Source organism: Tersicoccus phoenicis (assembly GCF_001968835.1).
GTDB classification, from domain to species: Bacteria; Actinomycetota; Actinomycetes; order Actinomycetales; family Micrococcaceae; genus Tersicoccus; species Tersicoccus phoenicis.
The window spans coordinates 19,244-43,194 of the sequence record NZ_MRDE01000015.1; the positions used below are offsets into that span (position 1 = coordinate 19,244).

19 protein-coding genes are annotated in these 23,951 nt (G+C 70.0%); 13 read left to right on the top strand and 6 right to left on the bottom strand.

Annotated features, from left to right (window positions below):
• Positions 1-132 precede the first annotated feature (132 nt).
• The 3 genes from BKD30_RS02480 to sucB all read left to right on the top strand — a co-directional run bounded on the left by BKD30_RS02480 (position 133) and on the right by sucB (position 5,051).
• On the top strand, positions 133-1,704 hold the full coding sequence (locus BKD30_RS02480) for a leucyl aminopeptidase (RefSeq protein ID WP_408033348.1): 1,572 nt from the start codon (positions 133-135) through the stop codon (positions 1,702-1,704).
• Between the two features lie 98 nt (positions 1,705-1,802).
• Positions 1,803-3,188, top strand: coding sequence for a dihydrolipoyl dehydrogenase (gene lpdA / locus BKD30_RS02485; protein ID WP_076701523.1), 1,386 nt, complete (start codon positions 1,803-1,805; stop codon positions 3,186-3,188).
• 54 nt (positions 3,189-3,242) lie between these two features.
• On the top strand, positions 3,243-5,051 hold the full coding sequence (sucB, locus tag BKD30_RS02490) for a 2-oxoglutarate dehydrogenase, E2 component, dihydrolipoamide succinyltransferase (RefSeq protein WP_076701526.1): 1,809 nt from the start codon (positions 3,243-3,245) through the stop codon (positions 5,049-5,051).
• A 164-nt stretch (positions 5,052-5,215) separates the two neighbouring features.
• On the opposite strand, the gene BKD30_RS02495 is transcribed toward sucB, so the two are convergent.
• On the bottom strand, positions 5,216-7,057 hold the full coding sequence (locus BKD30_RS02495; protein WP_083955943.1) for a protein kinase domain-containing protein: 1,842 nt from the start codon (positions 7,055-7,057) through the stop codon (positions 5,216-5,218).
• On the opposite strand from BKD30_RS02495, the gene lipB reads away from it, so the two are divergent.
• The 4 genes from lipB (at position 7,056) to BKD30_RS02515 (ending at position 10,766) form a co-directional block, all read left to right on the top strand.
• Positions 7,056-7,754, top strand: coding sequence for a lipoyl(octanoyl) transferase LipB (gene lipB, locus BKD30_RS02500; RefSeq protein ID WP_076701531.1), 699 nt, complete (start codon positions 7,056-7,058; stop codon positions 7,752-7,754). The genes BKD30_RS02495 and lipB overlap by 2 nt on opposite strands.
• Positions 7,751-8,758: a lipoyl synthase gene (gene lipA / locus BKD30_RS02505; protein ID WP_076701533.1), complete on the top strand. Its 1,008-nt coding sequence runs from the start codon at positions 7,751-7,753 to the stop codon at positions 8,756-8,758. Before lipB ends, lipA begins: the two co-directional genes overlap by 4 nt.
• Positions 8,759-8,969: 211 nt before the next feature.
• Positions 8,970-9,875: a PRC-barrel domain-containing protein gene (locus tag BKD30_RS16430; RefSeq protein WP_076701536.1), complete on the top strand. Its 906-nt coding sequence runs from the start codon at positions 8,970-8,972 to the stop codon at positions 9,873-9,875.
• Between the two features lie 162 nt (positions 9,876-10,037).
• Positions 10,038-10,766: a DUF4191 domain-containing protein gene (locus BKD30_RS02515; RefSeq protein ID WP_076701539.1), complete on the top strand. Its 729-nt coding sequence runs from the start codon at positions 10,038-10,040 to the stop codon at positions 10,764-10,766.
• Positions 10,767-10,768: 2 nt separating this feature from the next.
• On the opposite strand, the gene BKD30_RS02520 is transcribed toward BKD30_RS02515, so the two are convergent.
• Positions 10,769-11,200: an RDD family protein gene (locus tag BKD30_RS02520; RefSeq protein WP_076701563.1), complete on the bottom strand. Its 432-nt coding sequence runs from the start codon at positions 11,198-11,200 to the stop codon at positions 10,769-10,771.
• 210 nt (positions 11,201-11,410) lie between these two features.
• Here BKD30_RS02520 and glnA (BKD30_RS02525) point away from each other — a divergent pair, with 210 nt between their 5' ends.
• Positions 11,411-12,835, top strand: a complete 1,425-nt coding sequence (glnA, locus tag BKD30_RS02525; protein ID WP_076701541.1) for a type I glutamate--ammonia ligase — start codon at positions 11,411-11,413, stop codon at positions 12,833-12,835.
• Between the two features lie 94 nt (positions 12,836-12,929).
• Complete coding sequence (locus BKD30_RS02530) at positions 12,930-13,352, top strand: hypothetical protein (protein WP_218189240.1); 423 nt, start codon at positions 12,930-12,932, stop codon at positions 13,350-13,352.
• Positions 13,353-13,952: 600 nt separating this feature from the next.
• Here BKD30_RS02530 and BKD30_RS02535 read toward each other — a convergent pair.
• A complete protein-coding gene (locus BKD30_RS02535) occupies positions 13,953-15,077 on the bottom strand; it encodes a flavin-containing monooxygenase (protein WP_076701545.1) in 1,125 nt (374 codons plus the stop codon).
• A 71-nt stretch (positions 15,078-15,148) separates the two neighbouring features.
• Between BKD30_RS02535 and BKD30_RS02540 the strand changes: the two genes are divergently transcribed.
• Positions 15,149-15,817 carry a TetR/AcrR family transcriptional regulator gene (locus tag BKD30_RS02540; protein ID WP_083955944.1) on the top strand — a complete coding sequence of 223 codons (669 nt, stop codon included), beginning with the start codon at positions 15,149-15,151 and terminating at the stop codon, positions 15,815-15,817.
• A gap of 51 nt (positions 15,818-15,868) precedes the next feature.
• Here BKD30_RS02540 and BKD30_RS02545 read toward each other — a convergent pair whose 3' ends face one another.
• The 3 genes from BKD30_RS02545 to BKD30_RS15745 all read right to left on the bottom strand — a co-directional run bounded on the left by BKD30_RS02545 (position 15,869) and on the right by BKD30_RS15745 (position 20,534).
• Positions 15,869-18,937 (bottom strand): bifunctional [glutamine synthetase] adenylyltransferase/[glutamine synthetase]-adenylyl-L-tyrosine phosphorylase, encoded by a 3,069-nt coding sequence (locus BKD30_RS02545; protein ID WP_076701548.1) that lies wholly within the window; start codon positions 18,935-18,937, stop codon positions 15,869-15,871.
• An 8-nt stretch (positions 18,938-18,945) separates the two neighbouring features.
• Positions 18,946-20,286 (bottom strand): type I glutamate--ammonia ligase, encoded by a 1,341-nt coding sequence (gene glnA, locus BKD30_RS02550; RefSeq protein WP_076701551.1) that lies wholly within the window; start codon positions 20,284-20,286, stop codon positions 18,946-18,948.
• An 83-nt stretch (positions 20,287-20,369) separates the two neighbouring features.
• Entirely contained in the window at positions 20,370-20,534 is a 165-nt protein-coding gene (locus BKD30_RS15745) for an SPOR domain-containing protein (RefSeq protein ID WP_143588022.1), read from the bottom strand.
• 144 nt (positions 20,535-20,678) lie between these two features.
• On the opposite strand from BKD30_RS15745, the gene BKD30_RS02555 reads away from it, so the two are divergent.
• The 3 genes from BKD30_RS02555 to BKD30_RS02565 are packed head-to-tail and all read left to right on the top strand — an operon-like array spanning position 20,679 to position 23,118.
• Positions 20,679-21,902 (top strand): LLM class flavin-dependent oxidoreductase, encoded by a 1,224-nt coding sequence (locus BKD30_RS02555; protein WP_076701553.1) that lies wholly within the window; start codon positions 20,679-20,681, stop codon positions 21,900-21,902.
• 3 nt (positions 21,903-21,905) lie between these two features.
• Entirely contained in the window at positions 21,906-22,613 is a 708-nt protein-coding gene (locus BKD30_RS02560) for a CE1759 family FMN reductase (RefSeq protein WP_076701556.1), read from the top strand.
• Positions 22,588-23,118 carry a MarR family winged helix-turn-helix transcriptional regulator gene (locus BKD30_RS02565; protein ID WP_083955945.1) on the top strand — a complete coding sequence of 177 codons (531 nt, stop codon included), beginning with the start codon at positions 22,588-22,590 and terminating at the stop codon, positions 23,116-23,118. Before BKD30_RS02560 ends, BKD30_RS02565 begins: the two co-directional genes overlap by 26 nt.
• Positions 23,119-23,951 lie beyond the last annotated feature (833 nt).

Below are 23,951 nucleotides of genomic sequence, written 5' to 3' on the forward strand. Positions count from 1 at the left end.
CGCTGCGCTCACTCCTGTCGCTGATGTCAACGTTCGCACGGCCACCTCGCATTCCCCCGGCGGCGACGTCGCGTCGGTGCGGCGTGATTGGATCGACACAGCAGCCCGATACCGAACCGTGGAGGAGTCCCCGTGGCGCCGAAGAAGAAGAGCACCGACATCGCCCCCGGCGTGAGCACCGAGCCGATCCGCGTCGACGCCTGCCGGCAGGACCTCGCCCGGGTGCGGGCCGACGTGGTGGTGATCGGCGTCGCGCAGGGTCCGGACGGGCCCGTCCTGCTGGACGCCCCGCTGCCGGCGGCCGAACGGGCCCGGGTCGGCGCGGCGTTGACCGCCCTCGCGGCCACGGGTGCACCGGATGAACTGCTGCGGTTGCCGGCCGGTGAGACGCTTCCGGCCGCGCCCATCCTGGCCCTGGCTGGGGTCGGGCGTCTCCCGGAGCAGGCTGCGGCCCGAGCCGAGTCGCTCCGCCGGGCCGCCGGCTCGGCCGTGCGACAGCTGGCCGGCGCGGGCACCGTCGTGCTCGGGCTGCCCGCCGACACCGTCGAGGACGTGGCCGCGATCGCCGAGGGCGCCGCCCTGGGCGCCTACGCCTACACTCCCTACCGGCAGGCGACCAGCGCGGGCCTGCGCGCCCCCGTCGGTCGGGTGCTGATCCCCACCGGGCTCGGGGGCCGCGTGGTCCGCCCGGTCTTCGACCGGGCGCGAGCGATCGGCGCCGGTGTCGGGCTCACCCGCTCGCTGGTCAATCAGCCGCCTCGGGATCTCTACCCGGAGACGTTCGCCGATGCTGCGGTCGCCGCGGGCGCGTCCCGCCCGGTCACCGTGACCGTGCTGGACGCGGACAAGCTCGCCGCGCAGGGGTACGGCGGGCTGACCGGTGTGGGCCAGGGCTCGGTGCGCGGGCCCCGGCTGGTCCGGGTCGATTACGCCCCCACCGGCGCCCGCGCCCACCTGGCCGTGGTCGGCAAGGGCATCACCTTCGACTCGGGTGGGCTGAGCCTGAAGCCGCCGACGGGCATGACGACGATGAAGTCGGACATGGCCGGTGCGGCGGCGGTCCTCGGCGCGGTCCTGGCTGCCGCGGACCTCCGGCTCAAGGTGCGCTTCACCGGGTGGTTGTGCCTGGCCGAGAATCTCCCGTCCGCGACCGCTCAACGCCCCTCGGACGTGATCCGGATCAAGGGCGGCCGGACGGTCGAGGTGCTGAACACCGACGCCGAGGGCCGCCTGGTGCTCGCCGACGGTCTGGTCGCCGCCGGTGAAGACCGGCCCGACCTGCTGGTGGACATCGCGACCCTCACCGGTGCTCAGATGGTGGCGCTCGGCACCCGCGTCGGCGCGGTGATGGGCAGTGACGCCGCGCGGCAGGCGGTCGTGGACGCGGCCACCACCTGCGGCGAGGAGTTCTGGCCGATGCCCCTGCCCCAGGACCTGCGCAGCGGACTGGACTCGACGGTCGCCGACATCGCGAACGTGGGCGGCAAGTACGGCGGCATGTTGACGGCGGGCTTGTTCCTGCACGAGTTCGTGCCCGAGGTGGGTGGGCGGCGTGTGCCCTGGGCGCACCTGGACATCGCCGGACCGGCTTTCAACGAGGGCGGCCCGTGGGGGTACACGCCGAAGGAGGGCACGGGCGTCGGTGTGCGCACGCTGGTCTCCCTGGCGGAGTCCGTGGCGCGTCACGGCGCGGTGCGCGAGTAGAGTCGAGAGGCGCGCCCCCAGTAGGGTGAAGCGCGGAAACGACAGTCGAGCGGGGGACGATCCCCGCTCGTCGGACGAACAGGCGAGGGAGCATCCACGTGGCCGATTCGGCAGCTTCGCAGGCATTCGACATCCTGATCCTCGGCGGGGGTAGCGCCGGTTACGCCTGCGCGCTGCGCGGTGCCGAACTCGGCTTCTCCGTGGGGCTGGTGGAGAAGGGCAAGCTGGGCGGCACGTGCCTGCACAACGGCTGCATTCCCACCAAGGCCCTGCTGCACTCGGCGGAGATCGCGGAGAACGCGAAGACCGCAGCCAAGTACGGTGTGAAGGCTTCGTTCGAGTCGATCGACATGCCCGCGGTCAACGCGTACAAGGACGGCATCGTCGCCGGCAAGTTCCGCGGTCTGACCGGCCTGATCAAGTCCAAGGGCATCACCGTCATCGAGGGCGAGGGGAAGCTCACCGGTCAGGACACCGTCACCGTGGACGGGACCGCCTACACGGGCAAGAACGTCGTGCTCGCCACCGGCTCCTACTCCCGTAGCCTGCCGGGCCTGGAGATCACCGGCAACAAGGTCATCACCTCCGATCACGCCCTCACCATGGACACCCTGCCGAAGAAGGCCCTCGTCCTCGGCGGCGGCGTCATCGGTTGCGAGTTCGCCTCGGTGTGGAACTCCTTCGGCGTCGATGTGACGATCATCGAGGCCCTGCCGTCCCTGGTTCCCAACGAGGACGCCGCCATCGTCAAGCAGCTCGAGCGCGCGTTCAAGAAGCGGGGCATCGCCTACAACACGGGTGTCCGGTTCGCCGGCGTCGAGGAGAACGAGAACGGCGTCGTCGCCACCCTCGAGGACGGCAAGACCTTCGAGGCCGACCTGCTGCTCGTCGCCGTCGGGCGTGGACCCGTCACCGCGAATCTCGGCTTCGAGGACGCCGGCCTGACCATGGACCGCGGCTTCGTCATCACCAACGAGCGCCTTCACACCGGTGTCGGCAACGTCTATGCCGTCGGGGACATCGTGCCCGGCCTGCAGCTGGCGCACCGCGGCTTCCAGCAGGGCATCTTCGTGGCCGAGGAGATCGCGGGCCGGCAGCCGGTGGTCGTCGAGGACGTCAACATCCCGAAGGTCACCTACTGCGAGCCCGAGATCGCCTCCGTCGGGCTCACGGAGGCGAAGGCCAAGGAGAAGTTCGGCGACGACGCCGTCCTCACCCAGGAGTACAACCTGGCCGGCAACGGCAAGACCTCCATCCTCGGCAGCGCCGGCCTGATCAAGCTCGTGCGCCAGGCGGACGGCCCGATCGTCGGCGTGCACATGATCGGCGCTCGCATGGGCGAGCAGGTCGGCGAGGCGCAGCTCATCGTCAACTGGGAGGCGTTCCCCGAGGACGTCGCTTCCCTCGTGCACGCCCACCCGACCCAGAACGAGGCCCTCGGCGAGGCCGCCATGGCCCTCGCCGGCAAGCCGCTGCACGGCTGACGCCCACCCATCACGCGACCAGCATCACTCGTACACAGTAGAAACGGGGACGACATGTCTGAAACCGTCAGCCTTCCCGCCCTCGGTGAGAGCGTCACCGAAGGTACCGTCACGCGGTGGCTCAAGTCCGTCGGCGACGAGGTCGCCGTCGATGAGCCGCTGCTGGAGGTCTCCACCGACAAGGTCGACACCGAGATCCCCTCCCCCGTCGCCGGGGTGATCGAGGAGATCCTCGTCGAGGAGGACGAGACCGTCGAGGTCGGTGCCGCGCTCGTGCGCATCGGTTCCGGCGAGGGAGCCGCAGCGGCGGGGGACGACGACGCCGCACAGAGCGCGCAGGACACGCAGCCGGCTACGCAGGAAACGGAGCCGGCCCCCGGGCAGGAGAGCGCCCAGCAGAGCGAGCCCGCCGCGGAGGAACCGAGCCAGCAGCAGCCGGACCAGGGGCAGCAGGGCGGCGGATCCGGCGGCGAGAGCAGCGACGTGACGTTGCCCGCCCTGGGCGAGAGCGTCACCGAGGGCACGGTGACGCGGTGGCTCAAAGCGGTCGGCGACGAGGTCGCGGTCGATGAGCCGCTGCTGGAGGTCTCCACCGACAAGGTCGATACCGAGATTCCCTCCCCCGTGGCGGGAACGTTGCAGGAGATCAAGGTTGCCGAGGACGAGACGGTCGAGGTCGGTGCGGTGCTCGCGGTGATCGGTTCGGGCCCGGGTGCGCCCGCGACCGCCGAGGCCGGCGCCGAACCCATGGCCGCCGCTCCCTCCGGTGATCGGGAGGAGCCGGCGCCGGCGCCCAAGCAGCAGGAGGAACCGCAGCAGCAGGAGGAACCGCAGCAGCAGGAGGCGCCGAAGCAGGCTCCGCAGCAGGAAGCTCCCATGCAGCAGGCGCCCAAGCAGGAGGCACCGGCGGCCGGTCACGAGGCCGGTGGCTATGTCACCCCGCTCGTGCGGAAGCTGGCCCAGCAGCACGACGTCGACCTCTCCACGGTGACCGGGACCGGCGTCGGCGGCAGGATCCGCAAGCAGGACGTGATCGAGGCCGCGGAGGCGCAGAAGGCCGCGGCAGCACAGCCTGCCCCGGAGGCGGCGGCATCAGCCGCACCGGCAGCGGCCGGTGGGGTCTCCGAGGAGAGCGCGCGACTGCGGGGAACCACGCAGAAGGCGCCGCGGATCCGCCAGGTCATCGCGCAGCGGATGAAGGAGTCGCTGGACGTGTCCGCCCAGCTGACGCAGGTGCAGGAAGTGGACATGACCCGCATCGCGAAGCTGCGCGGCCGGGCCAAGGATCGGTTCTTCGCTCAGGAGGGCGTCAAGCTGACGTTCCTGCCGTTCTTCGCGAAGGCCGTCGCCGAGGCACTGAAGCAGCACCCGAAGGTGAACGCGTCCTACCATGCCGAGTCCAAGGAGATCGAGTATCACGACTCCGAGCACCTGGCCATCGCGGTGGACACCGAGAAGGGCTTGCTCGTCCCGGTGATCCACGATGCCGGCAATCTCAACCTCGCCGGGATCTCCCGGGCCATCGCCGATCTGGCCGAGCGGACCCGGACCAACAAGATCGCCCCGAACGAGCTGTCCGGTGGCACGTTCACCATCACCAACATCGGCAGTGTCGGCGCCCTGTTCGACACGCCGATCATCAACCAGCCGCAGGTGGGTATCCTCGGCACGGGTTCGATCGTCAAGCGTCCCGTCGTGGTCACCGACCGGGACGGGAACGACACGATCGCGATCCGGTCGATGTGCTACCTGTCGCTGACCTATGATCACCGCCTGGTCGACGGCGCCGACGCCGGGCGCTTCCTGCAGTCGCTCAAGCAGCGGCTCGAGGACGGCGCCTTCGAGGCCGACCTCGGCCTCTGACCCGGTCAGATGTCGGTACGGGGCGGGAGCGCGGTCGCGCTCCCGCCCCGCTGCTTCTCTGCGGTCGGTCGCCGGGCCGATCGGTGAGCCTTCCGATCGGTGAGCCTTCCGATCGGTGAGCCTTCCGATCGGTGGGCCGTCCGATCGGTGAGCCTTCCGATCGGTCAGCCCGTCCCGCGGACGAGTTCGATGCGCCAGCGCCCGCCGGATCTCGCCAGTTGCAATTGCACCTCTTGACCGGTTGACGCCTTCACCGTGCGTACCACGCGGCCGCTCGCGTCGACCTGACGATAGGCCGTGAAGCGAGCACAGATCCGGACGAGAGCGCGGTCGTCGGGCAGGCCGGGAGCCCGCACCCGCTGGCCGCACGTGAGTTGGACGCTCAGCCCGTCCAGGCGGCCGGAACCCGCGACCAGCTCGGTGGCGGCGGCCCGGTCGGCGGCCGCCGCGGACGAGCCCGGCACCGTGAGGTCCGCCAGCCGATCCCAGTTCCCGTCCCGGAAGACGCGTGTGCGCGTCTCGGTGAGGACTCGGGCCGCCACCACGGGGTCCGTGTCGCTCGCGGATGCGGATGCGAGTGGGGTCGACAGGGCGATGCCCGATGGAGGCGCCACCGGTCCGGGCGTCCGTTCGGGCGTGGTGGTGAACCAGCCGGCGCCGAACGGCGTGAGCAGCGTCGCCGCGCCAGCCAGGGTGATGACGACGATGCCGACCAGCAGGACGAGCGCCGATCGGTGCAGCCCGCGTCGTGACCCGGTGACCGTCCCCGTCGCGGGGTCGCGGCGCGTAGGTCCAGGACCCACAGCGAGCCGTCCGTCGCCTCGTTCTCGACCGAGGCGGGCGAGCACCCACACGTGGTCCCGGCGTTCGCGTCGATCCGGCACCGGGCCGGTCCCCTGCGCCAGTCCGCCGCGCAACCGGCGCCGCGGCCGTCCGCCGGCGGGGGTCTGCCGACGGGTCACCAGCTCGGGTCGTACACTCGCGTGCGCGCTGGCATGCAGATCCACCGGCTCGGGTGCCGTGACCGTGAACACGCCGCGCGCCAGCTCTCCGGCGTCCGGGCGCGCTTCCGGGTCCGGATCCATCCCCCGGTCCAGCAGCAGTGCGAGGGACCGCGGGGCCCCCGGGAGGAGCACCGGCAGCGGCGGCCGGTGCTCGGCGGGTCCCGGCACGCGCCCGGTGAGACAGAACCAGGCCAGGGCAGCGAGCGCGTACACGTCCGACGCCGGGTGCAGCCGGTCCTCCGCGCCCACCGTCGGGTCGCGGAACCCGTCCGTTCCCGCCCCGGGCGGCCCCGGCCGACCCGGCAACCCGGCCAGGTCCCAGTCCGCGAGGACCGGTCGGCCGTCCACCGCGAACAACACGTTGTTCGGGCTGACGTCCCCGTGGGTGAAACCGGCCGCATGACCGGCGGCCAGCAGTTGAGCCAGCGGCGTGATGACGGTCACCATCTCCCCGGGACCGAGCGGGCCACGGGCGGCCACCACCTGGGCGAGACTGCCACCGGGCAAATAGTCCATCAACGTCACCCGGTGCTGGTGCTCCGGCACCGCACAGGTGGCGACCAGATCACCTCTCGGTCGGGCCAGATGATCCAGTGCGAGCGGCCCGATCGCGCGCGCCACCCGGCCGAGCCGACCCGTGCCCAGCACGTCTGCGCCGGGCACGCCGCCGGACGGGGAGGCTTGGTTCGAGGATGACGCCGGATCCGATGAGGCGACGGTATCCGGCGTCGCAGTCACCCGACCCGCGAACAAGGCCCCGTCCTTCCGCCGGCGGACCAGCCAGACCACCGACGACGCGCCTTCCCCGAGCCGCCGCAGCACCTCGTGCTCGGGCATCGTCGGCGGGGTGTCGAGGATGCATCCGGCGGGTCTTGGTGCGGCGTCGATTCCGTCCATGCCCCAGTGTGCGCCGCGAACGGTCACCGTCGTGGAAGTTTTCCACAGGTCACGCAGCACCTCGGTCGCGTACCTGTCGGCGGGCCCAGCTAGGCTGAGTGCCATGACGTTGAGGTTCCCCCCCGCACGATTCGCCCCGGATTTCGTGGACTACCGCGAGGCCTGGGACGAACAGCAACGACTGCAACGCGCCGTGGCGGCCGGTTCCTCGCCCGACACCGTGCTGCTGCTCGAGCACCCACCCGTGTACACCGCCGGTAAGCGCACCGAGCCCGAGGACTACCCCTACGACGGCACCGACGTCGTCAAGGTCGACCGCGGCGGTCGGCTGACCTGGCACGGTCCCGGTCAGCTGATCGCCTATCCGATCCTGCGGCTGCCCCAGCCCCTCGACGTGGTCGCCTATGTCCGCGCCCTGGAGACGATCATCATCGCCACCCTCCGGGAGGTCGGCGTCGAGGGCGTCACCGTCGAGGGCCGTTCCGGCGTCTGGCTGCCCGGCGACAATCGCGGCCCCGACCGGAAGATCGCCGCCATCGGGATCCGCGTCGCCGATGGGGTGACCATGCACGGGTTGGCCATCAACGCGACCTGCGACCTGCGCCCCTTCGGCACGATCGTGCCCTGCGGGATCTCGGACGCCTCCGTCACCTCCGTTCGCGAGGAGACCGGGCGAGACGTCACGCCCGCGGACCTGGCCCCGCTGCTCCAGGCCCAGATGCTCGCTCACGAGGCGCTGCTCGTCGGCTCTGCCGCAGCCGCACCCCCCCTAACGTCCCGCTCGGAAGGAGCACTCCTGTGACCATCGCCCCCGAAGGTCGCCGCTTGCTGCGGGTCGAGGCCCGCAATGCGGAGACTCCGATCGAGAACAAGCCCGCCTGGATCCGCACCACCGCGAGGACCGGCCCCGAGTACAGCGAGCTGAAGTCGCTGGTTCACTCGGAGGGCCTGCACACCGTGTGCGAGGAGGCGGGTTGCCCGAACATCTTCGAGTGCTGGGAGGACCGCGAGGCGACCTTCCTCATCGGCGGCGCCCAGTGCACCCGACGCTGCGACTTCTGCCAGATCGACACCGGCAAGCCGGCACGGCTGGACGTGCAGGAGCCACGGAAGGTCGCGGAGTCGGTGGCGCGGATGGGCCTGCGCTACGCGACCGTGACCGGTGTGGCCCGGGACGACCTGGCCGACGAGGGCTCGTGGCTGTACGCCGAGACCATCCGCGCGATCCACGCCATGAACCCCGGCACCGGCGTGGAGATCCTGATCCCGGACTTCACGGGCCACATCGAGCACCTGGACGCCGTGATCGACGCCGCGCCGGAAGTGTTCGCGCACAACGTGGAGACGGTGCCTCGCATCTTCAAGCGGATCCGGCCCGCTTTCCGGTACGACCGGTCCCTCGGCGTCCTCACCCGCGGCCGTGAGCGCGGCATGGTCACCAAGTCGAACCTCATCCTCGGCATGGGCGAGACCCGCGAGGAGGTGTCGCAGGCGCTGCGCGACCTGCACGAGGCGGGTTGCGACCTGATCACCATCACCCAGTACCTGCGCCCCTCGCCTCGGCACCACCCGGTGGAGCGGTGGGTCAAACCGCAGGAGTTCGTCGACCTGCGGGACGAGGCCGAGCAGATCGGCTTCCTCGGGGTGATGAGCGGGCCCCTGGTGCGCTCCAGCTACCGCGCCGGCCGACTGTGGGCCACCGCCATGCGGAAGAAGGGGATGAGCATCCCACCGGAGCTGGCCCACATCGGCGAGTCGGGGTCGACGTTGCAGGAGGCGGCGAGCGTCCTCGCCCGCGTCAGCTGAAGCGTCTCGATCCACCGGAACGGAGTGGTCGGTCCCTGCCGGCGCCGGCCGCTTCGTCGCGCCCGGAGACCACCGTCCACCATTGACTTGGCTGGCCCTGCGGGAAAGGATCGGGACTGGGCACGGCGCCGGGAACCGACACTCGGTGTCGGCTCGACCGATCGGAGGTGGCTGAGAGTCAGCCGCCGGTACCAGGAAGGGAACCGTCTCCATGAGCACCAATCTCTCGATCGAACAGCTGCAGAGTGCGACCGTCGTCGATCAGGACGGAGACAAGATCGGCGACGTCGGTCAGGTGTACGTCGATGACGCCACCGGCGAGCCGAACTGGGTCACCGTGCGGACCGGGCTCTTCGGCACGAAGGAGACCTTCATCCCCCTGGACCGGGCCGAGAGCGACGCCAACGGGATCCGCGTTCCCTACGAGAAGCGCTTCGTCAAGGACGCACCGAACATGGATGAGGACCAGCACCTCTCGCCCGAACAGGAAGCCGAACTCTACCGCTACTACGGTCTGAACGCCGGGACCAGCTCGGTCGCGGGCATGGAGACCGGACGGGACGCCGACGTCGGGCGCGCCACCGGCACGGATACGGTGGGCCTCGAGGACGAGGCTGCCCGGGGGCCCGGTGCCGCGGCCGAGGGCGGGTACACCGACGTCGACGGACACCGCGCGGCCCAGCAGAGCGAGGGCGAGTACACCGACGTCAACGGTCATCAGGCGCTCCGGCACGAAGAAGGGGAGTACACCGACGTCGCCGGCGATCCACACCGCCCCGAGGGCGAGGGCGAGTACACCGATGCCGATCGTTCCCGCTCGCGGCTCACCGACACGGGCGACACGGCGGGCACCGCGGGTTACACACGCCCGGGATCGCCATCCCGCCTGGACGACACGGCCACCGGGACCAGCGGGGTCGACGACGAGGCCATCGGTACCACCGGCTACACCGCAGACCTGCGCGAACCCGAAACCACCTCGACCGACACCACGAGCCATACCACCGGGGCGACGGGACCGACCGGCACCGGGACCCCGGAAACCGGCAGACCGCGTCTGCGCAAGCATGTCGGCACCGGCACCGACCGGGGCACGAGGGACACGGACCGGCACTGACCCGTCCTGTCTGACCCGCTCTCCCGACGCCGAGCGGGACGGGGCCGCGCTCGCCGAGCACGGCCCCGTTCGGCGTCCTCCGGCGACGCAGCGCGACGCCACACTCGCACCGGCCATGACCTAGGATGGAGACGCTCCCGACCGCGATCGAGGTACTCCACCGTGTCCACATCACCGCAGCCGAAGAAGCGCCGATTCGGCCGCAAGCCCGCCGGCGCGCAGAAGAAGCCGGGCCGCTTCGCCCAGATGAAGCAGGTCTTCAGCATGACCCGCCGCCACGACCCGATGGTCGTGTGGGTCATGCTGGCCGTGTTCCTCGGCGTGATCGCGGTCAGCCTGGTCGTCGGGCTGCTGATCAACAACATCATCACGATGGTCATCATCGGCGTCCCGCTCGGCGTCCTGGCCGCCCTCGTCGTGCTCTCCCGCAAGGCCGAGCGCGCCGCCTTCGGGCAGATCGAGGGGCAGCCCGGCGCTGCCGGAGCGGCCCTGAGCACCCTCAAGCGCGGGTGGATCGTCGAGGAGCAGCCGGTCGCGGTCGATCCCCGGACCAAGGACACGGTGTTCCGCGTGGTCGGCCGCCCGGGCATCATCCTCATCACCGAGGGTCCCTCCCACCGGGCACGGCGCCTCGCCGACACCGAGCGGAAGCGGCTAACCCGGCTGCTTCCCAATGTCGCGGTGCACGTCATCGAGTCCGGCCGCGACGAGGGCCAGGTGCCCCTGCCGAAGCTCTCCCGATCGATCACCAAGCTCAAGCCCCAGCTGACCCGGCAGGAGGTCGGCGCCGTCGGCAAGCGACTCTCCTCCCTCGCACCGCGGCTGCCGATCCCCAAGGGCATCGATCCCACGCGCGCCCGACCGGACCGCCGCGCCCTGCGCGGTCGCTGACGTCAGAACCGGGTCAGGACGGTGCCGGCCGCCCGGTCGTGCAGGCCCCGCTGGTCCTGGTCGTTGATCAGCGCCGGTACCACGAGCAGTAACAGCAGCGTGCGCAGCGCGGACCTGCCGAGCCCCGGTGCAGTGCCGTCGAGCCGTTGCAGGCGCATCCTGAGCAGTCGATGGCCGACGCCGAAGCCGGCGGTACCGAGCAGCACGATCTGTTCCAGGGCGAAGATCGTCAGAATGGCGATGTTCTCTCTCCCGAAGAACGCCGAGGCGATCAGGTAGCACAGACCCCAGTCGATGAACAGAGCCAGGATGCGTCGGCCCAGCCCGGCGACCGACCCGGGACCGCGTTCCGGTGGGCCGAGTCTCTTGCCCGGGTAGTCCGTCGCGCGCGGCGGACCCTGCAACCACGACCCGATATCCCTGCGATCGACCACGCCCACAGCTTACCGGCCGCCTGGCCCGGATCGGCCGGCCGGTGGCCCGGCCCGGCGATGACCCGGTCGGCAGGAGCTCACCCCGCCCGCGTTACGTGGCCGAAACATCGCCGACACGTCCGAGCACATTCGTGTGCCTAGGGTGGAAACCAGCACCGCCAGCCGACAACCAGCACCGCCAGCCGACAACCAGCAGAGGGAGCACGGTCGATGTTCAACAGCGCCAGTGAAGTGCTGAGCTTCATCAAGGAGGAGGACGTCAAGTTCGTCGACGTCCGTTTCACCGACATGCCCGGTGTGCAGCAGCACTTCAACGTACCGGCCGAGACCGTCGACGAGGACTTCTTCGTACACGGGCAGTTGTTCGACGGATCCTCGATCCGCGGTTTCCAGGGCATCGCCGAATCCGACATGCAGCTGATCCCGGACCCGGCCACCGCGTTCGTCGACCCGTTCCGGGTGGAGAAGACGCTGGCGCTGAATTTCTCCATCGTCAACCCGCGCACCGGTGAGCCGTACCATCGGGATCCTCGCGGGGTGGCCCAGCGCGCCGAGGCGTACCTGGCGTCCAGCGGCATCGCCGACACCGCGTTCTTCGCTCCGGAGGCCGAGTTCTACGTCTTCGACGACGTTCGGTTCCAGAGCTCGCCCGGTCACTCCTTCTTCCGGATCGACTCGGAGGAGGCCCCGTGGAACACCGCCCGCAAGCAGGACGGCGGCAACCTGGGCTACAAGACGCCGTTCAAGGCCGGCTACTTCCCCGTCGCGCCGCAGGACCACCAGGCGGATCTGCGCGACGCGATGTGCATCGAACTCGGCAAGGCGGGCTTGAAGGTCGAGCGGTCGCATCACGAGGTGGGCGCTGCGGGCCAGGCCGAGATCAACTACACGTTCACGACGCTGCTGCATGCCGCCGACGACCTGCAGAAGTTCAAGTACATCATCAAGAACACCGCGTGGGCCTACGGCAAGTCGGTGACCTTCATGCCCAAACCGATCTTCGGCGACAACGGGTCCGGGATGCACTGCCACCAGTCGCTCTGGAACGGTAGCGAACCACTGTTCTACGACGAGACCGGGTACGCCGGCCTGTCCGACGTCGCCCGCTGGTACATCGGCGGCCTCCTGGAGCACGCCGCCGCGGTGCTCGCGTTCACCAACCCGACGGTGAACAGCTACCGCCGCCTGGTCAAGGGCTTCGAGGCACCGGTCAACATGGTGTACTCGCAGGGCAACCGGTCGGCCGGCATCCGGATCCCGATCACCGGCTCGAACCCCAAGGCCAAGCGCATCGAGTTCCGGGCGCCGGATCCCTCGGGCAACCCGTACCTGGGCTTCGCGGCCCAGCTGATGGCCGGCCTGGACGGTATCAAGAACCGCATCGAGCCGCCGGCCCCGATCGACAAGGACCTCTACGAGCTGCCGCCGGAAGAGGCCAAGGACATCCCCAAGGCGCCGGACTCGCTGGAGGCTGCGCTGGCCGCCCTGGAGGCCGACAACGAATTCCTGCAGGCGGGTGACGTGTTCCCGCAGGACCTCATCGACAGCTGGATCGCCTACAAGCGCGAGGTGGAGATTCTGCCGCTCGCCGCTCGCCCGAACCCGTACGAGTTCGAGCTCTACTACGGAGTCTGAGCCAGGCCGGCCCGCCACCGTGGTGGCCGCGCCCCGACCGGTGCGCGGCCACCACGTTCCGAGGCCTCCGGGCCGCGAACATGCAACACTTGAGGTGGCTGTCGTCCGCTTGGCACCCCGGATTAAGGTGAACGTTATGTACCCCGCAAGTACCGAGTCCACCGTCGAGGACGTCATCGTAATGGTGACTGCGGATCTTGCGGCGCGCCCACTTGATCTCAAGCCGAAATCGATGAACGCGACCGCAGTGAGGGACGGCCTCGGCGAAGACGCTTGGCAAGTCACCATCGTTCTCCCCAAGCCCGACGGTGCAACGTGGGACGCCGAGGCGCTATTCGCAGTCCGCCGAACCGTCGTCGACGCGTTCGATGGTGCTCTCGAAGGTCGCCTTGTACTTCCCGGACAGACTCTCGCAGTGGTGACGACCGATGAAGCCGATCCTGCTGACATCGCCGCCGAAGAAACGCCCGTCGAAGGGGAGGATCCGTCAGGTGATGCGAGCGAGAAGGCGACGTGACTCGCCCCATCCTTGCTTCTGGCTTGCTATTAACCGCCGAAAGGCTCGCCGGCGCAAACGCTGGCGCTGGCCGACCAGCATTGGCCGATCTTCGGCGCGCAACGTCTACTGCTTACTACGCCTTGTTCCACCAAGTCGTGACCCACGCCTCCAAAGATTTCCTCCCCGATGGGACGGATTCGGAGATCGCCGATGTGGCGCGATGGTTCACACATACGGGTGTCTACTCGGCGGCGGGAGTGGTGCTGGCTGGAGCTCGAACGGCTCAGCCGAGGAGGGACCTGGTTACTCCTGTACAGTCACTTCGATCGGCATGCGGCGGCACGGTGAGCCATGACCTCTTGGTCGTCGCCGACGCGTTCAAGAGCCTTCAGGACGCACGTCACGACGCGGATTACAACGGGAACTACGACCCGTCAAGAGCTGTGACCCTCGCGCACGTGCAGGAAGCGTCTCTGGCGGTACGCAAGACATGGGCATTGTGGAGCGCTCGAACGTCGCCCCGAAAGAACCGACAAGCCCTTCACGCGGGACACGCGACCTTCCTCCGCCTCTCGTTGCTGTACTCCGGTGGCCCGAAGGCGCGGTAAGGCCTCTCGCTCAGCGTCGCTCCGGCGTCGCTCCTGATCCGAGTGCGACGTCGTCCCGGGTCGAGCGGCGGGCCAGCTCGGCCGCGACGTGGGCGGCGTCCCGGCCCACGCCGCCGACCAGGCCGGAGGTGAGGCCGTACTGGAACGGCATCCCCACCACATACACGCCCGGCAGGCCGGTCACCACTCCCCGGTCCGTGGACGGCCAACCGTGCGCATCGGTACGCAGACCGTCCACCCAGCCGAACTCCGGCCGGTATCCCGTGCACCAGATGACGGTCGCCACCAGTTGAGCACGCCCGTCCTCCAGACGGGGCACCCCGTCCTCGGCCCCGGTGACGCGGGGCACGGCCGTGACGCCGGCGCGGGCCAGGTCCGCAACCGAGGACCGGATCAACGGCGCGCCGCGGTCATGGAAACCGCGCGCTGCCGCTCGTCCGACCGGTGTCCTCAGGGTCAGCAGATGATGCAACAGCGCCCAGTACAGTCCGCCGGCGTACCGCGTGACCGCGTGCGAGATCTGGACGGTGGGGCGGCCGGCGATGACGGTGCGGTGTGTCGCCGCCAGTTCGAGCGCGATCTCCACCCCGGAAGGGCCGGCACCCACCACCAGCACGTCCCCCGGGGGCAGCGATCCGGGATTGCGGTACTGCGCCGAGTGCAGCTGATGAATGGCCGGGGACAGGTCGCTGGCCAGATCCGGAATCCGGGGGACCGGCGTTCCGCCGGTAGCGATCACGACGTTCTCGGCGGTCAACTCCCGGCCCGCGCTGGTGCTCACCCCGTAACCGCCCGCGACGGGCCGCACCCGGAGAACGGTGGTCTGCGTGAGCACGGGGATCTGCTGCTCGGCAGCGTACCGCTCGACATAGTCGGCCATCTCGCCCTTGGTCGGGAAGTGGCCGCGGGGGCTGGGGAACGGCAGGCCCGGCAGCCCGTCGTACTGGGCCGGAGTGAAGAGCCGCAACGAGTCGCAGCGTTCGCGCCAGCTCTCCCCCACGCGGCGGCCGGCGTCCAGCACCACGAAGTCACGCCCCTGCCGCGCCAGATGATGACCGACGGCCAGACCGGCCTGTCCCCCGCCCACCACCACGGTGTTCCACCTGGTCCGTATCGTTGATCCTGTTTCACTCATGACGTCCTCGATCCGATCGAGCCAACGACATTAGAATAATGCTCCACTGACTGGAATGCTATTCTTTTCCGATGGCGGACGACGGCAGCGCATCCCGGACCGGTACCCGCCGCGCCGCCGCGCAGACGGCCACCCGGGAGCTGATCGTCAGCACGGCGCAGCAGCTGTTCCTCGAGAACGGATACATCGCCACCACGATCCCCGTCATCGCGGCGCGCAGTGGCGTAGCGGTGCAGACCATCTACAACGCGGTCGGCAACAAGGCGGCACTGCTCTCCGCCGTCCTGGATGCGATGGCCGCGGGACCGCACGCGCCGCTGGCGGTCCCGGACCACGTCCGGGCCGAAGTCAGCGCCGCATCGGACGGTCCCGCCGTCGTCCGGGTGCTGGCGGGGTGGTTCGCCGAGGTGAACCAACGCCTCGCCCCGCTCACGGTCGTCATCGCGCAGGCCGCGGCGGTCGACGTCGACGCCGCCGCCCTCGAGCGAGAATGGCGGCAGCGGCGACTCGCCCGCTATCAGCAGGCAGCCTCCGCGCTGCGAGCGCGGGACGCCTTGGAACCCGCGATGTCGGTCGAGGACGCGGCAGCGGTGATCTGGAGCATCGGCAGCCCCCAGACCTTCCGGACGCTGGTGGTCGAGCACGACTGGCCGATCGACCGGTATCGCCGGTGGGTGGACCACACGTTGAGCCGCGCACTGCTCGACCGGCCCGACCCCGCGTCGCGCCGCAAACGGTGACCCATCACCGTTTGCCGTACTTCTTGTGCACCGCCTGCCTGCTCACACCGATCAAGTCCCGTAGAACCGCCGCTCGAAGATTGCCCGCGCCCGGCGGGTCAGCCGGAGGTAGTCCTCCTCCAGTCGTGCCGCGGACCCGGCAGGGTAACCACACCAGCGGGCTACGGCTTCCAGCGCGCGGCGATCGGACGGCAGCACGTCGGAGGACCGGCCGGTCCAGACGATCGTCCCGCACCGCACCCGGCTGGCGAGCAGCCAGCTCGCTTCGAGCACGGCGGCGTCCTGGCCCGGCACCAGGCCCGCCTCCGCCGCGGCGTGCAGGGCGGCCAGGGTCGACGTCGTGCGCAGTCCCGCGACGGTCGAGGCGTGCTGGAGCTGGAGCAACTGGACCAGCCATTCGACGTCGCTCAGTCCCCCGCGGCCGAGCTTGACGTGCCGGGACGGATCCGCCCCGCGGGGCAGCCGCTCCGCCTCCACCCGCGCCTTGATCCGCCGCACCTCACGCACCGCTGCCGGATCCAGCCGCTCGGGGTAGCGGACCGGGTCGATGAGCTCGATGAAGCGGCCCGCCAGAGCGTCATCACCGGCCAGCGGGCGAGCTCGCAGCAGCGCCTGGGCCTCCCACGTGTCGGCCCAGCGCTGGTAGTACTCCCGGTAGGACGAGAGGGTGCGGACGATGGGTCCCTGCCGGCCCTCCGGGCGCAGCGCGGCGTCGAGGGTGAGGGGGCGCTCGGCCAGCACCGGTGGTGTGCACCGCTGTTGCAGCAGCGTGCTGATCCGGGCGACCAGCGCCTCCGCCGCGCGGCGCGCCTCCGCCGGCTCGGCACCGGGCCGCGGGTCGTGGACGTACAGCACGTCCATGTCCGATCCGTAGCCGATCTCCCGGCCGCCCTGCCGGCCCATGCCGACGACGAGCACATCGGTCGGCACGTCCCGCCGGTCCGGCGAGTCCCCGAACATCTCCCGCTCCGCGACGTGCAGGGCACCGAGGACCGCCGCCTGGTCGGCATCCGCCAGCGCCCGGCCCACTGCCGCCTGGTCCAGGAGGCCGGAGGCGTCGGCGATCGCCGTGCGCAGGATCTCCCGACGCCGGATCAGCCGCACCAGGCGCATCCGCGCGTCGGCGCCGGTGTGCCGAGACAGCTTGGAGCGGATCTCCGCCCACTGGGCCGCGAACGGCACCGGCCGCAGCTCGTCGTCGTTGCCGAGCCAGGCGACCGCCTCGGGTTCGACCTCGAGCAGGTCGGTGATCAGCCGCGAGCTGGAGAGGACGTGGCAGAGCCGTTCCGCCGCCGAGCTCGAGTCCCGCAGCAGACCCAGATACCAGGGACTGGTGCCGAGGGCCTCGGAGACGCGACGGAAGCCCAGCAGCCCGGCGTCCGGGTCCACCCCGTCGGCGAACCAACCGAGCAGCACCGGGAGCAGCTGGCGCTGCAGCGCCGCCCGGCGGCTCACCCCCGCCGTCAGCGCCTCGATGTGGCGCATCGCGCCGCGCGGGTCCCCGTACCCCAGAGCCGCCAGCCGAGCCTGCGCGGCCTCGGGGCTGAGTCGCACGTCATCGGCGCTCAGATGCGCGGCGGTGTTGAGCAACGGGCGGTAGAAGATCCGCTCGTGCAGGGCTCGCACGTCCCGCTTGGCCCGCGCCCACTCCCGCAGCAGGTCCTCCGGGGCGGGGCGCGCCGGCTCGTTCGGTTCGAGCACCGCCTTGGCCAGCGCCCGCCGGGCCTGCATGCTCTCGGGCATCAGGTGAGTGCGGCGCAACCGAACCAGCTGGATCCGGTGCTCGAGCAGGCGCAGGAACCGGTAGTGGTGTCCCATCTCCCGGGCATCCGCCCGGCCGATGTAGCCCGCGGCGGCGAGCGCGTCGATCGCCGCCGTCGTCGTCGGCACGCGGACCGACTCGTCCACCTTGCCGTGCACCAGTTGCAGCAGTTGGACGCTGAACTCGACATCCCGCAGGCCGCCGGCACCGAGCTTGATCTGGCGCTCCCGGTCCCGTGCCGGGATGTTCTCGCTGACCCGTCGGCGCATGCCCTGCACGGACTCGACGAAGCCCTCGCGCTCGCTGCTGGACCACACCATCGGTCCGAGGGCAGCCAGATACTCGTCCCCGAGTTCGAGGTCACCCGCCGCGGGCCGGGCCTTCAGCAGTGCCTGGAACTCCCAGTTCTGCGCCCACCGCTGGTAGTAGGCGATGTGGGAGGCGAGCGTGCGCACGAGCGGTCCCTCACGTCCCTCGGGCCGGAGGTTCGTGTCGACCTCCCACAGCGGGGGCTCGGGTGCGGTCGCAGAGATCACGCGGGCGATTCCGGCGGCCAGTGCGGTACCGATCGCCACCATCGTCTCCTCCGGCAGTTCCGGCCCGGCACCGTCGGGTTCGCCGGTGACATCGGGCGGCGGGCTGGACGTACCGACCACATGGACGACGTCGACGTCGGAGACGTAGTTCAGCTCTCGCGCCCCGCACTTGCCCATGGCCAGCACGCACAGCCGGACGGCGGCGACGTCGCCCGGGTCGAACGCGGCGGCGGCCTCCGCGCGCGAGACCGCCAGCGCCGCGTCCAGGGCGGCGGAGGCAAGGTCGGCCAGTTCGGCGCCCACCACGGGCAGGAGCGCGAGCGGGTCCAGGGCACAGACATCGCGGATGGCCAGTTCCGTCAGCAGCCGGCGGTACGCGACGCGCAGCGCCACCCACGCGTCCGGCCCGGTACGGTCGGCGACCGGGGCCCGGGCGTCCGGGTCGGCGCCGACGGCCGTGAGCAGGGCGGCCCGGAGCCGGACCGCGGGAACCCCCTCCGGTTCGGGATCGGGCCGGACGGTCAGCACGTCGAGGTGCTCGGGCCGGCGCATCAGGAACTCGGCCAGTGCCTCGGAGGCTCCGAGCAGCCGGAACAGAGGCAGGGTGGCCGCTTCGGGCTGCTCGAGCAGGCTGCGCAGTTGCGGCCGGGACGCGAGCAGCCGGACCAGCGACTGCAGCGCCAGATCAGGATCGGCGGCCTGAGTCAGGCCGGCGAGCAGCCGCTCGCGGTCCAGGCAGCCGAGTTCTGGGGCCTCGAGGAACCGGGTGGACTTCTCCAGGTCGGCGAAGCCGCCACTGATCAGCTGCCGGGTCAGGCTCATCGTCGTCCTCAGAGCACGCTCAGGTGCCGTTCCAGCTCCCAGCCGGTCACCTTGCGCCGGTACTCGTTCCACTCCTCGCGCTTGTTCCGCAGGAAGTGCTCGAACACCTGTTCGCCGAGGATCTCCGCGACCAGTTCGGAGTCCTCCATGGCGCGGATCGCGTCGTGCAGGCTGGACGGCAGGGGGTCGTGACCGAGAACCCGCCGCTCGGCGCTGCTCAGCGCGGAGATGTCCTCCTCGGCGGCCGGGGGCAGGTCGTAGCCCTCCTCGATGCCCTTGAGCCCGGCGCCGAGAATGCAGGCGTAGGCCAGGTACGGGTTGGCGGCCGAGTCCATGCCCCGGTACTCCAGCCGCGCCGCCTGGCCCTTCTCCGGCTTGTACAGGGGGATCCGGATCAGGGCGGACCGGTTGTTGTGGCCCCACGACAGGTAGCTGGGCGCCTCACCGCCACCCCACAGCCGCTTGTACGAGTTCACGTACTGATTGGTCACGGCGGTGAACTCGGGTGCGTGGCGCAGCACCCCCGCCATGAACTGGCGGGCCGTGCGGGAGAGCTGGAACTGCGCCCCGGCCTCGTAGAAGGCGTTCGAGTCGCCCTCGAACAGGGAGAAGTGAGTATGCATGCCCGAGCCCGGGTGCTCGGAGAACGGCTTGGGCATGAACGTCGCATAGGTGCCGCTCATCAGGGCGACCTCCTTGACGACGGTGCGGAACGTCATGATGTTGTCCGCCGTCTGCAGCGCGTCCGCGTACCGCAGGTCGATCTCGTTCTGACCCGGGCCGGCCTCGTGGTGGCTGAACTCCACCGAGATGCCGACCGACTCCAGCATGGTCACCGCGGTCCGACGGAAGTCCTGCGCCACGCCGCCCGGCACATGGTCGAAGTACCCGGCCCGGTCCACGGGTACCGGCTCGCCGTCGCGGCCCACCTCGTCGGACTCGAGCAGATAGAACTCCGCCTCCGGATGGGTGTAGCAGGTGAACCCGAGGTCGGCGGCCTTCGCCAGGGCCCGCTTCAGCACGTTCCGCGGGTCGGCCGCGGACGGTTGCCGGTCGGAGGTGCGGATGTCGCAGAACATCCGCGAGGTCTTCTCCTGCTCACCGCGCCACGGCAGGATCTGGAACGTCGTCGGATCCGGGACGAGCAGCATGTCGGACTCGTAGATGCGGGCCAGCCCCTCGATCGAGGACCCGTCGAACCCGAGGCCCTCCTCGAACGCCCCCTCCACCTCCGCGGGGGCGAGCGCCACGGACTTCAGTGTGCCGACGACGTCGGTGAACCACAGCCGGACGAAGCGCACGTCCCGCTCCTCGATGGTTCTCAGAACGAACTCCTGCTGGCGGTCCATCGGGCCCTTCCCTGACGACGACGGGCGGTCGTTGCCACTCTACTGGTCGGCTTCTTCCCGATCGGCGGCGCCCGCGAGGAGACTCACTCCTCGTCGCCGGCGTCCCACGCGTCGTTGTTCGCCTTGACCCTCGCCATCGCCTGCTGCGCCTCCGCTTCGGTGTCGTAGGGGCCCAGCAACTGCGTGTAGTCCGACTGCGCCCCCTTCTCGACCTGATGGGTGTTGACGTTGTACCAGTAATCGGCCATGGCCGGCCTCCTCCATCGCAGGTAGCGAACCGCCGTCGCGGCCCGGGACTCCATGCTAGGCGCGCCCGGGAATACCTCGGTGGACAGAGCGTTGTACGAGGTGATTCAAATTTTAAACAATCCACCAGCACCGCAGGAGTGGTCATGCAGTTCGGCATCTTCACCATCGGGGACATCACCACCGACCCCACCACCGGGACGACCTCCACCGAGCATCAGCGGATCAAGGACACCGTGAAGATCGCGAAGCACGCCGAGCAGGCCGGCTTCGAGGTCTTCGCCACCGGTCAGCACCACAACCCGCCGTTCGTGGCGCCCGGCAACCCGCCGACCCTGCTGGCCTACCTCGCCGCGCAGACGGAGAAACTGACCCTCTCCACCGCCACCACCCTGATCACCACCATGGATCCGGTGCGCCTCGCCGAGGACTACTCCTACCTGCAGCACCTGGCCGAGGGCCGCGTGGACCTGACCATGGGCCGCGGCAACACCGGCCCGGTCTACCCGTGGTTCGGCAAGGACATCCGCCAGGGCATCGGGCTCGCGGTCGAGAACTACAACCTGCTGTACCGGCTCTGGCACGAGCAGCACGTCGACTGGACGGGCCGGTTCCGCACCCCGCTGCAGGACTTCACGCTGACGCCACAGCCGCTGGACGGCGTCGCCCCGTTCGTCTGGCACGGCTCGATCCGCTCCCCCGAGATCGCCGAGCAGGCGGCGTACTACGGCGACGGGTTCTTCCACAACAACATCTTCTGGAACAAGGAGCACATCATCGCGATGGTCCAGCTCTACCGCCAGCGCTACGAGTACTACGGCCACGGCAAGGCGCACCAGGCGTACGTGGGCCTCGGGGGTCAGGCATTCATGGCCAAGAAGTCGCAGGACGCGGTGAGCCGGTTCCGGCCGTACTTCGACAACGCGCCGGTCTACGGGCATGGCCCGTCGTTGGAGGACTTCTCGACGATGACGCCGCTGACCGTGGGATCGCCGCAGCAGGTGATCGAACGCACCCTGTCCTTCCGGGACTGGGTGGGCGACTACCAGCGGCAGATGTTCCTGATCGACCACGCCGGCCTGCCCACCGACGTCGTGCTCGAGCAGATCGACATCTTCGGCGAGCAGGTGCTGCCGGTGTTGCGGAAGGAGTTCGCCGCCCTGAAACCCGCCGATGTGCCGGATGCCCCGACGCACGAGTTCCTGGTCGCCCGCCACGAGCGCGGCGAGGACCCGGTGCCCGGCGGCGCCGAGGGTTCGGCTGCTTTCGCCGAGGCCCGCGAGCGCGCGGAGAACGCTGCGCGCGCGGAGAACGCTGCGCGCGCGGAACAGGCGACCGCTCCGGCGGCGTCGACCGCGAAGGGGGCGTGAGCGGTGGCGAAGTTCCCGGGTCTCGGCGCCGGCGCTCTCGGCGGGGAGGCCACCGATCCTTTCACCCCGGGCGCACGGCACCTCGTGGTGGTCTCCGGTGGCCTGAGCGACCCGTCGTCGTCCCGGCAGCTGGCCGACCGGATGGCTGCCGCGGCGGCCGACGCGTTGTCCGCCGACGGCATCGTGCTCCAGCTGCACGTCGTGGAGTTGCGCCTGATCGCCATCGAGATCGCCGAGGCGATGGTCAACCCGTCACAGTCGGAGGCACTGCGGTCCGCCCTGGCCGAGGTCGAGCAGGCCGACGCCGTCATCGCGGTCTCACCCACCTTCAAGGCGAGTTACTCGGGGCTGTTCAAGTCCTTCTGGGACCTGGTGGACGACGACGCGCTCCGCGGGGTGCCCGTGTTGCTGGGGGCCACCGGCGGCACCCCGCGGCACTCGCTGATGATCGACACCGCCCTGCGACCGCTGTTCTCCTACCTGCGCACCCGGATCATGCCGTCTTCGGTCTTCGCCGCCTCGGACGACTGGGGGGAGGTCGAGGGCGGCCAGGTCTCGGCACGCACCGCTCCCCTGCAGTCCCGGATCGAGGCGGCCGGGACCGAGCTGGCCTCCGTGGTCGGCCGCCTGCCGGCGCGCCCCCGCCGCGACGTCGGTGCGGCCAAGCCATTGGCGGTGATCCCCTTTGACCAGCTCCTCGGCGGCAACTGACCGCGACGACACCGACGATCGGGTGGACGCCCGGACCCTGTCTGCCATCCCCGGTGCGGGCCGTCCGACCGAGAAGCGGCACGCCTGGCGGGCCTACTTCGAGACGACCGCCGCGCTGCAGGACCGGCTGGAACGGTCGCTGCGGGCGGGCACCGGACTGCACCTGGCCGACTACAACCTGCTGCTCCTGCTCGCCGAGGCGCCGGGCCACCGGATGCGGATGGGCGAGCTGGCCGGCCGCATGGTCTTCTCACCGTCCCGGCTCACCTACCAGGTCAGGACGCTCCAGGAGCGCGGGCTGGTCACCCGGTGCGCGGCGCCGGGAGACCGGCGCGGCGCGGAGGCCGTCCTCACCGACGAGGGCCGGCACCTGTTCCGCCGGGCGGCCGCGCTGCACTTCCGTGATGTCACGGACCTGGTCCTCGACCGGATCGACGACGAGGAGGCCGACGTGCTGCTCCGCGTCTTCTCCCGGTTGGGGGACGCGCTGGGCGACCGCGGCTGATTGCTCTGACAAGATCTGCTTCGACCATCGACGCGCGCACCGGCATGGCGATCACTTGTCACTCATCTCGGCAAGCAGGTTCTACTTCCCGACCTCGTTCCCAGATTTTATTGACACTGCAGGTGATAAGGCCCAGGGAACTATTGCTGCGAAAACGCGGATCGCCCACAACAAGAGAGCTGCACGTACGCCCCCAACCGATGCCACAACGCCCCCCACGACCGCTCCGAGCGGCATAATTCCGAGAGTGACCGAGCGCAGAGCGCCCAACGTCTCGGCCAGGACGCTCCGTGGGATCAGCCGAGGAATTGTGGCCTGGCCCGACAATCCGACGAGTATAGTCATGAACGCCCATACTGCGGTCGCCACTAAATACCATACTTCTATACTGCCGGGAAGCACGCCGAGTCCAAGCTGAATCATTACAGAGACGCCCGCAATGCTGAGAGCGACAAGGCGAAGCAGACCCACACCTACGATGCGAGAAATCCGTTCAGCCGTCACTGCCGCCAACAGCCCCGAAATTGCACCCACAGCGTTCGATGCTAGATAAACGGGCTCTTCGCAGCTGAGAGTGTAGTCGGGTTGGGCGCGTCGGTCGCTGGATAGGGGTCGAGGCCCTCCGAGGATGGAAGTTCTGACACTGCCCATCCTGAGGACCTCGACATGGATCACGCTACTCGCCGACGTGCCTCAGCTTCTTTGAGCGCGGGGGTCGGGCCGGTGCCTCAGCTTCTTTGAGCGCGTAGTCCCCGGTGGGCGGGGCAGGCTTGCCGATGTGGAAGGCAAGATTCCGATGGCCGCGAGGCGACACGTCACCAACAAGCTCCGGG

What these genes read in the sequence shown, in the direction of transcription:
- sucB (WP_076701526.1), top strand. Translation starts at nt 3,243, where the DNA reads ATGTCTGAAACCGTCAGCCTTCCCGCCCTCGGTGAGAGCGTCACCGAA.
- BKD30_RS02545 (WP_076701548.1), bottom strand. Translation starts at nt 18,937, where the DNA reads ATGAGCCTGACCCGGCAGCTGATCAGTGGCGGCTTCGCCGACCTGGAG.
- BKD30_RS15745 (WP_143588022.1), bottom strand. Translation starts at nt 20,534, where the DNA reads ATGGCCGATTACTGGTACAACGTCAACACCCATCAGGTCGAGAAGGGG.
- glnA (WP_076701551.1), bottom strand. Translation starts at nt 20,286, where the DNA reads ATGGACCGCCAGCAGGAGTTCGTTCTGAGAACCATCGAGGAGCGGGAC.
- BKD30_RS02535 (WP_076701545.1), bottom strand. Translation starts at nt 15,077, where the DNA reads ATGAGTGAAACAGGATCAACGATACGGACCAGGTGGAACACCGTGGTG.
- BKD30_RS16430 (WP_076701536.1), top strand. Translation starts at nt 8,970, where the DNA reads ATGAGCACCAATCTCTCGATCGAACAGCTGCAGAGTGCGACCGTCGTC.
- BKD30_RS02540 (WP_083955944.1), top strand. Translation starts at nt 15,149, where the DNA reads ATGGCGGACGACGGCAGCGCATCCCGGACCGGTACCCGCCGCGCCGCC.
- BKD30_RS02495 (WP_083955943.1), bottom strand. Translation starts at nt 7,057, where the DNA reads ATGGCACTCAGCCTAGCTGGGCCCGCCGACAGGTACGCGACCGAGGTG.
- lipB (WP_076701531.1), top strand. Translation starts at nt 7,056, where the DNA reads ATGACGTTGAGGTTCCCCCCCGCACGATTCGCCCCGGATTTCGTGGAC.
- BKD30_RS02555 (WP_076701553.1), top strand. Translation starts at nt 20,679, where the DNA reads ATGCAGTTCGGCATCTTCACCATCGGGGACATCACCACCGACCCCACC.
- glnA (WP_076701541.1), top strand. Translation starts at nt 11,411, where the DNA reads ATGTTCAACAGCGCCAGTGAAGTGCTGAGCTTCATCAAGGAGGAGGAC.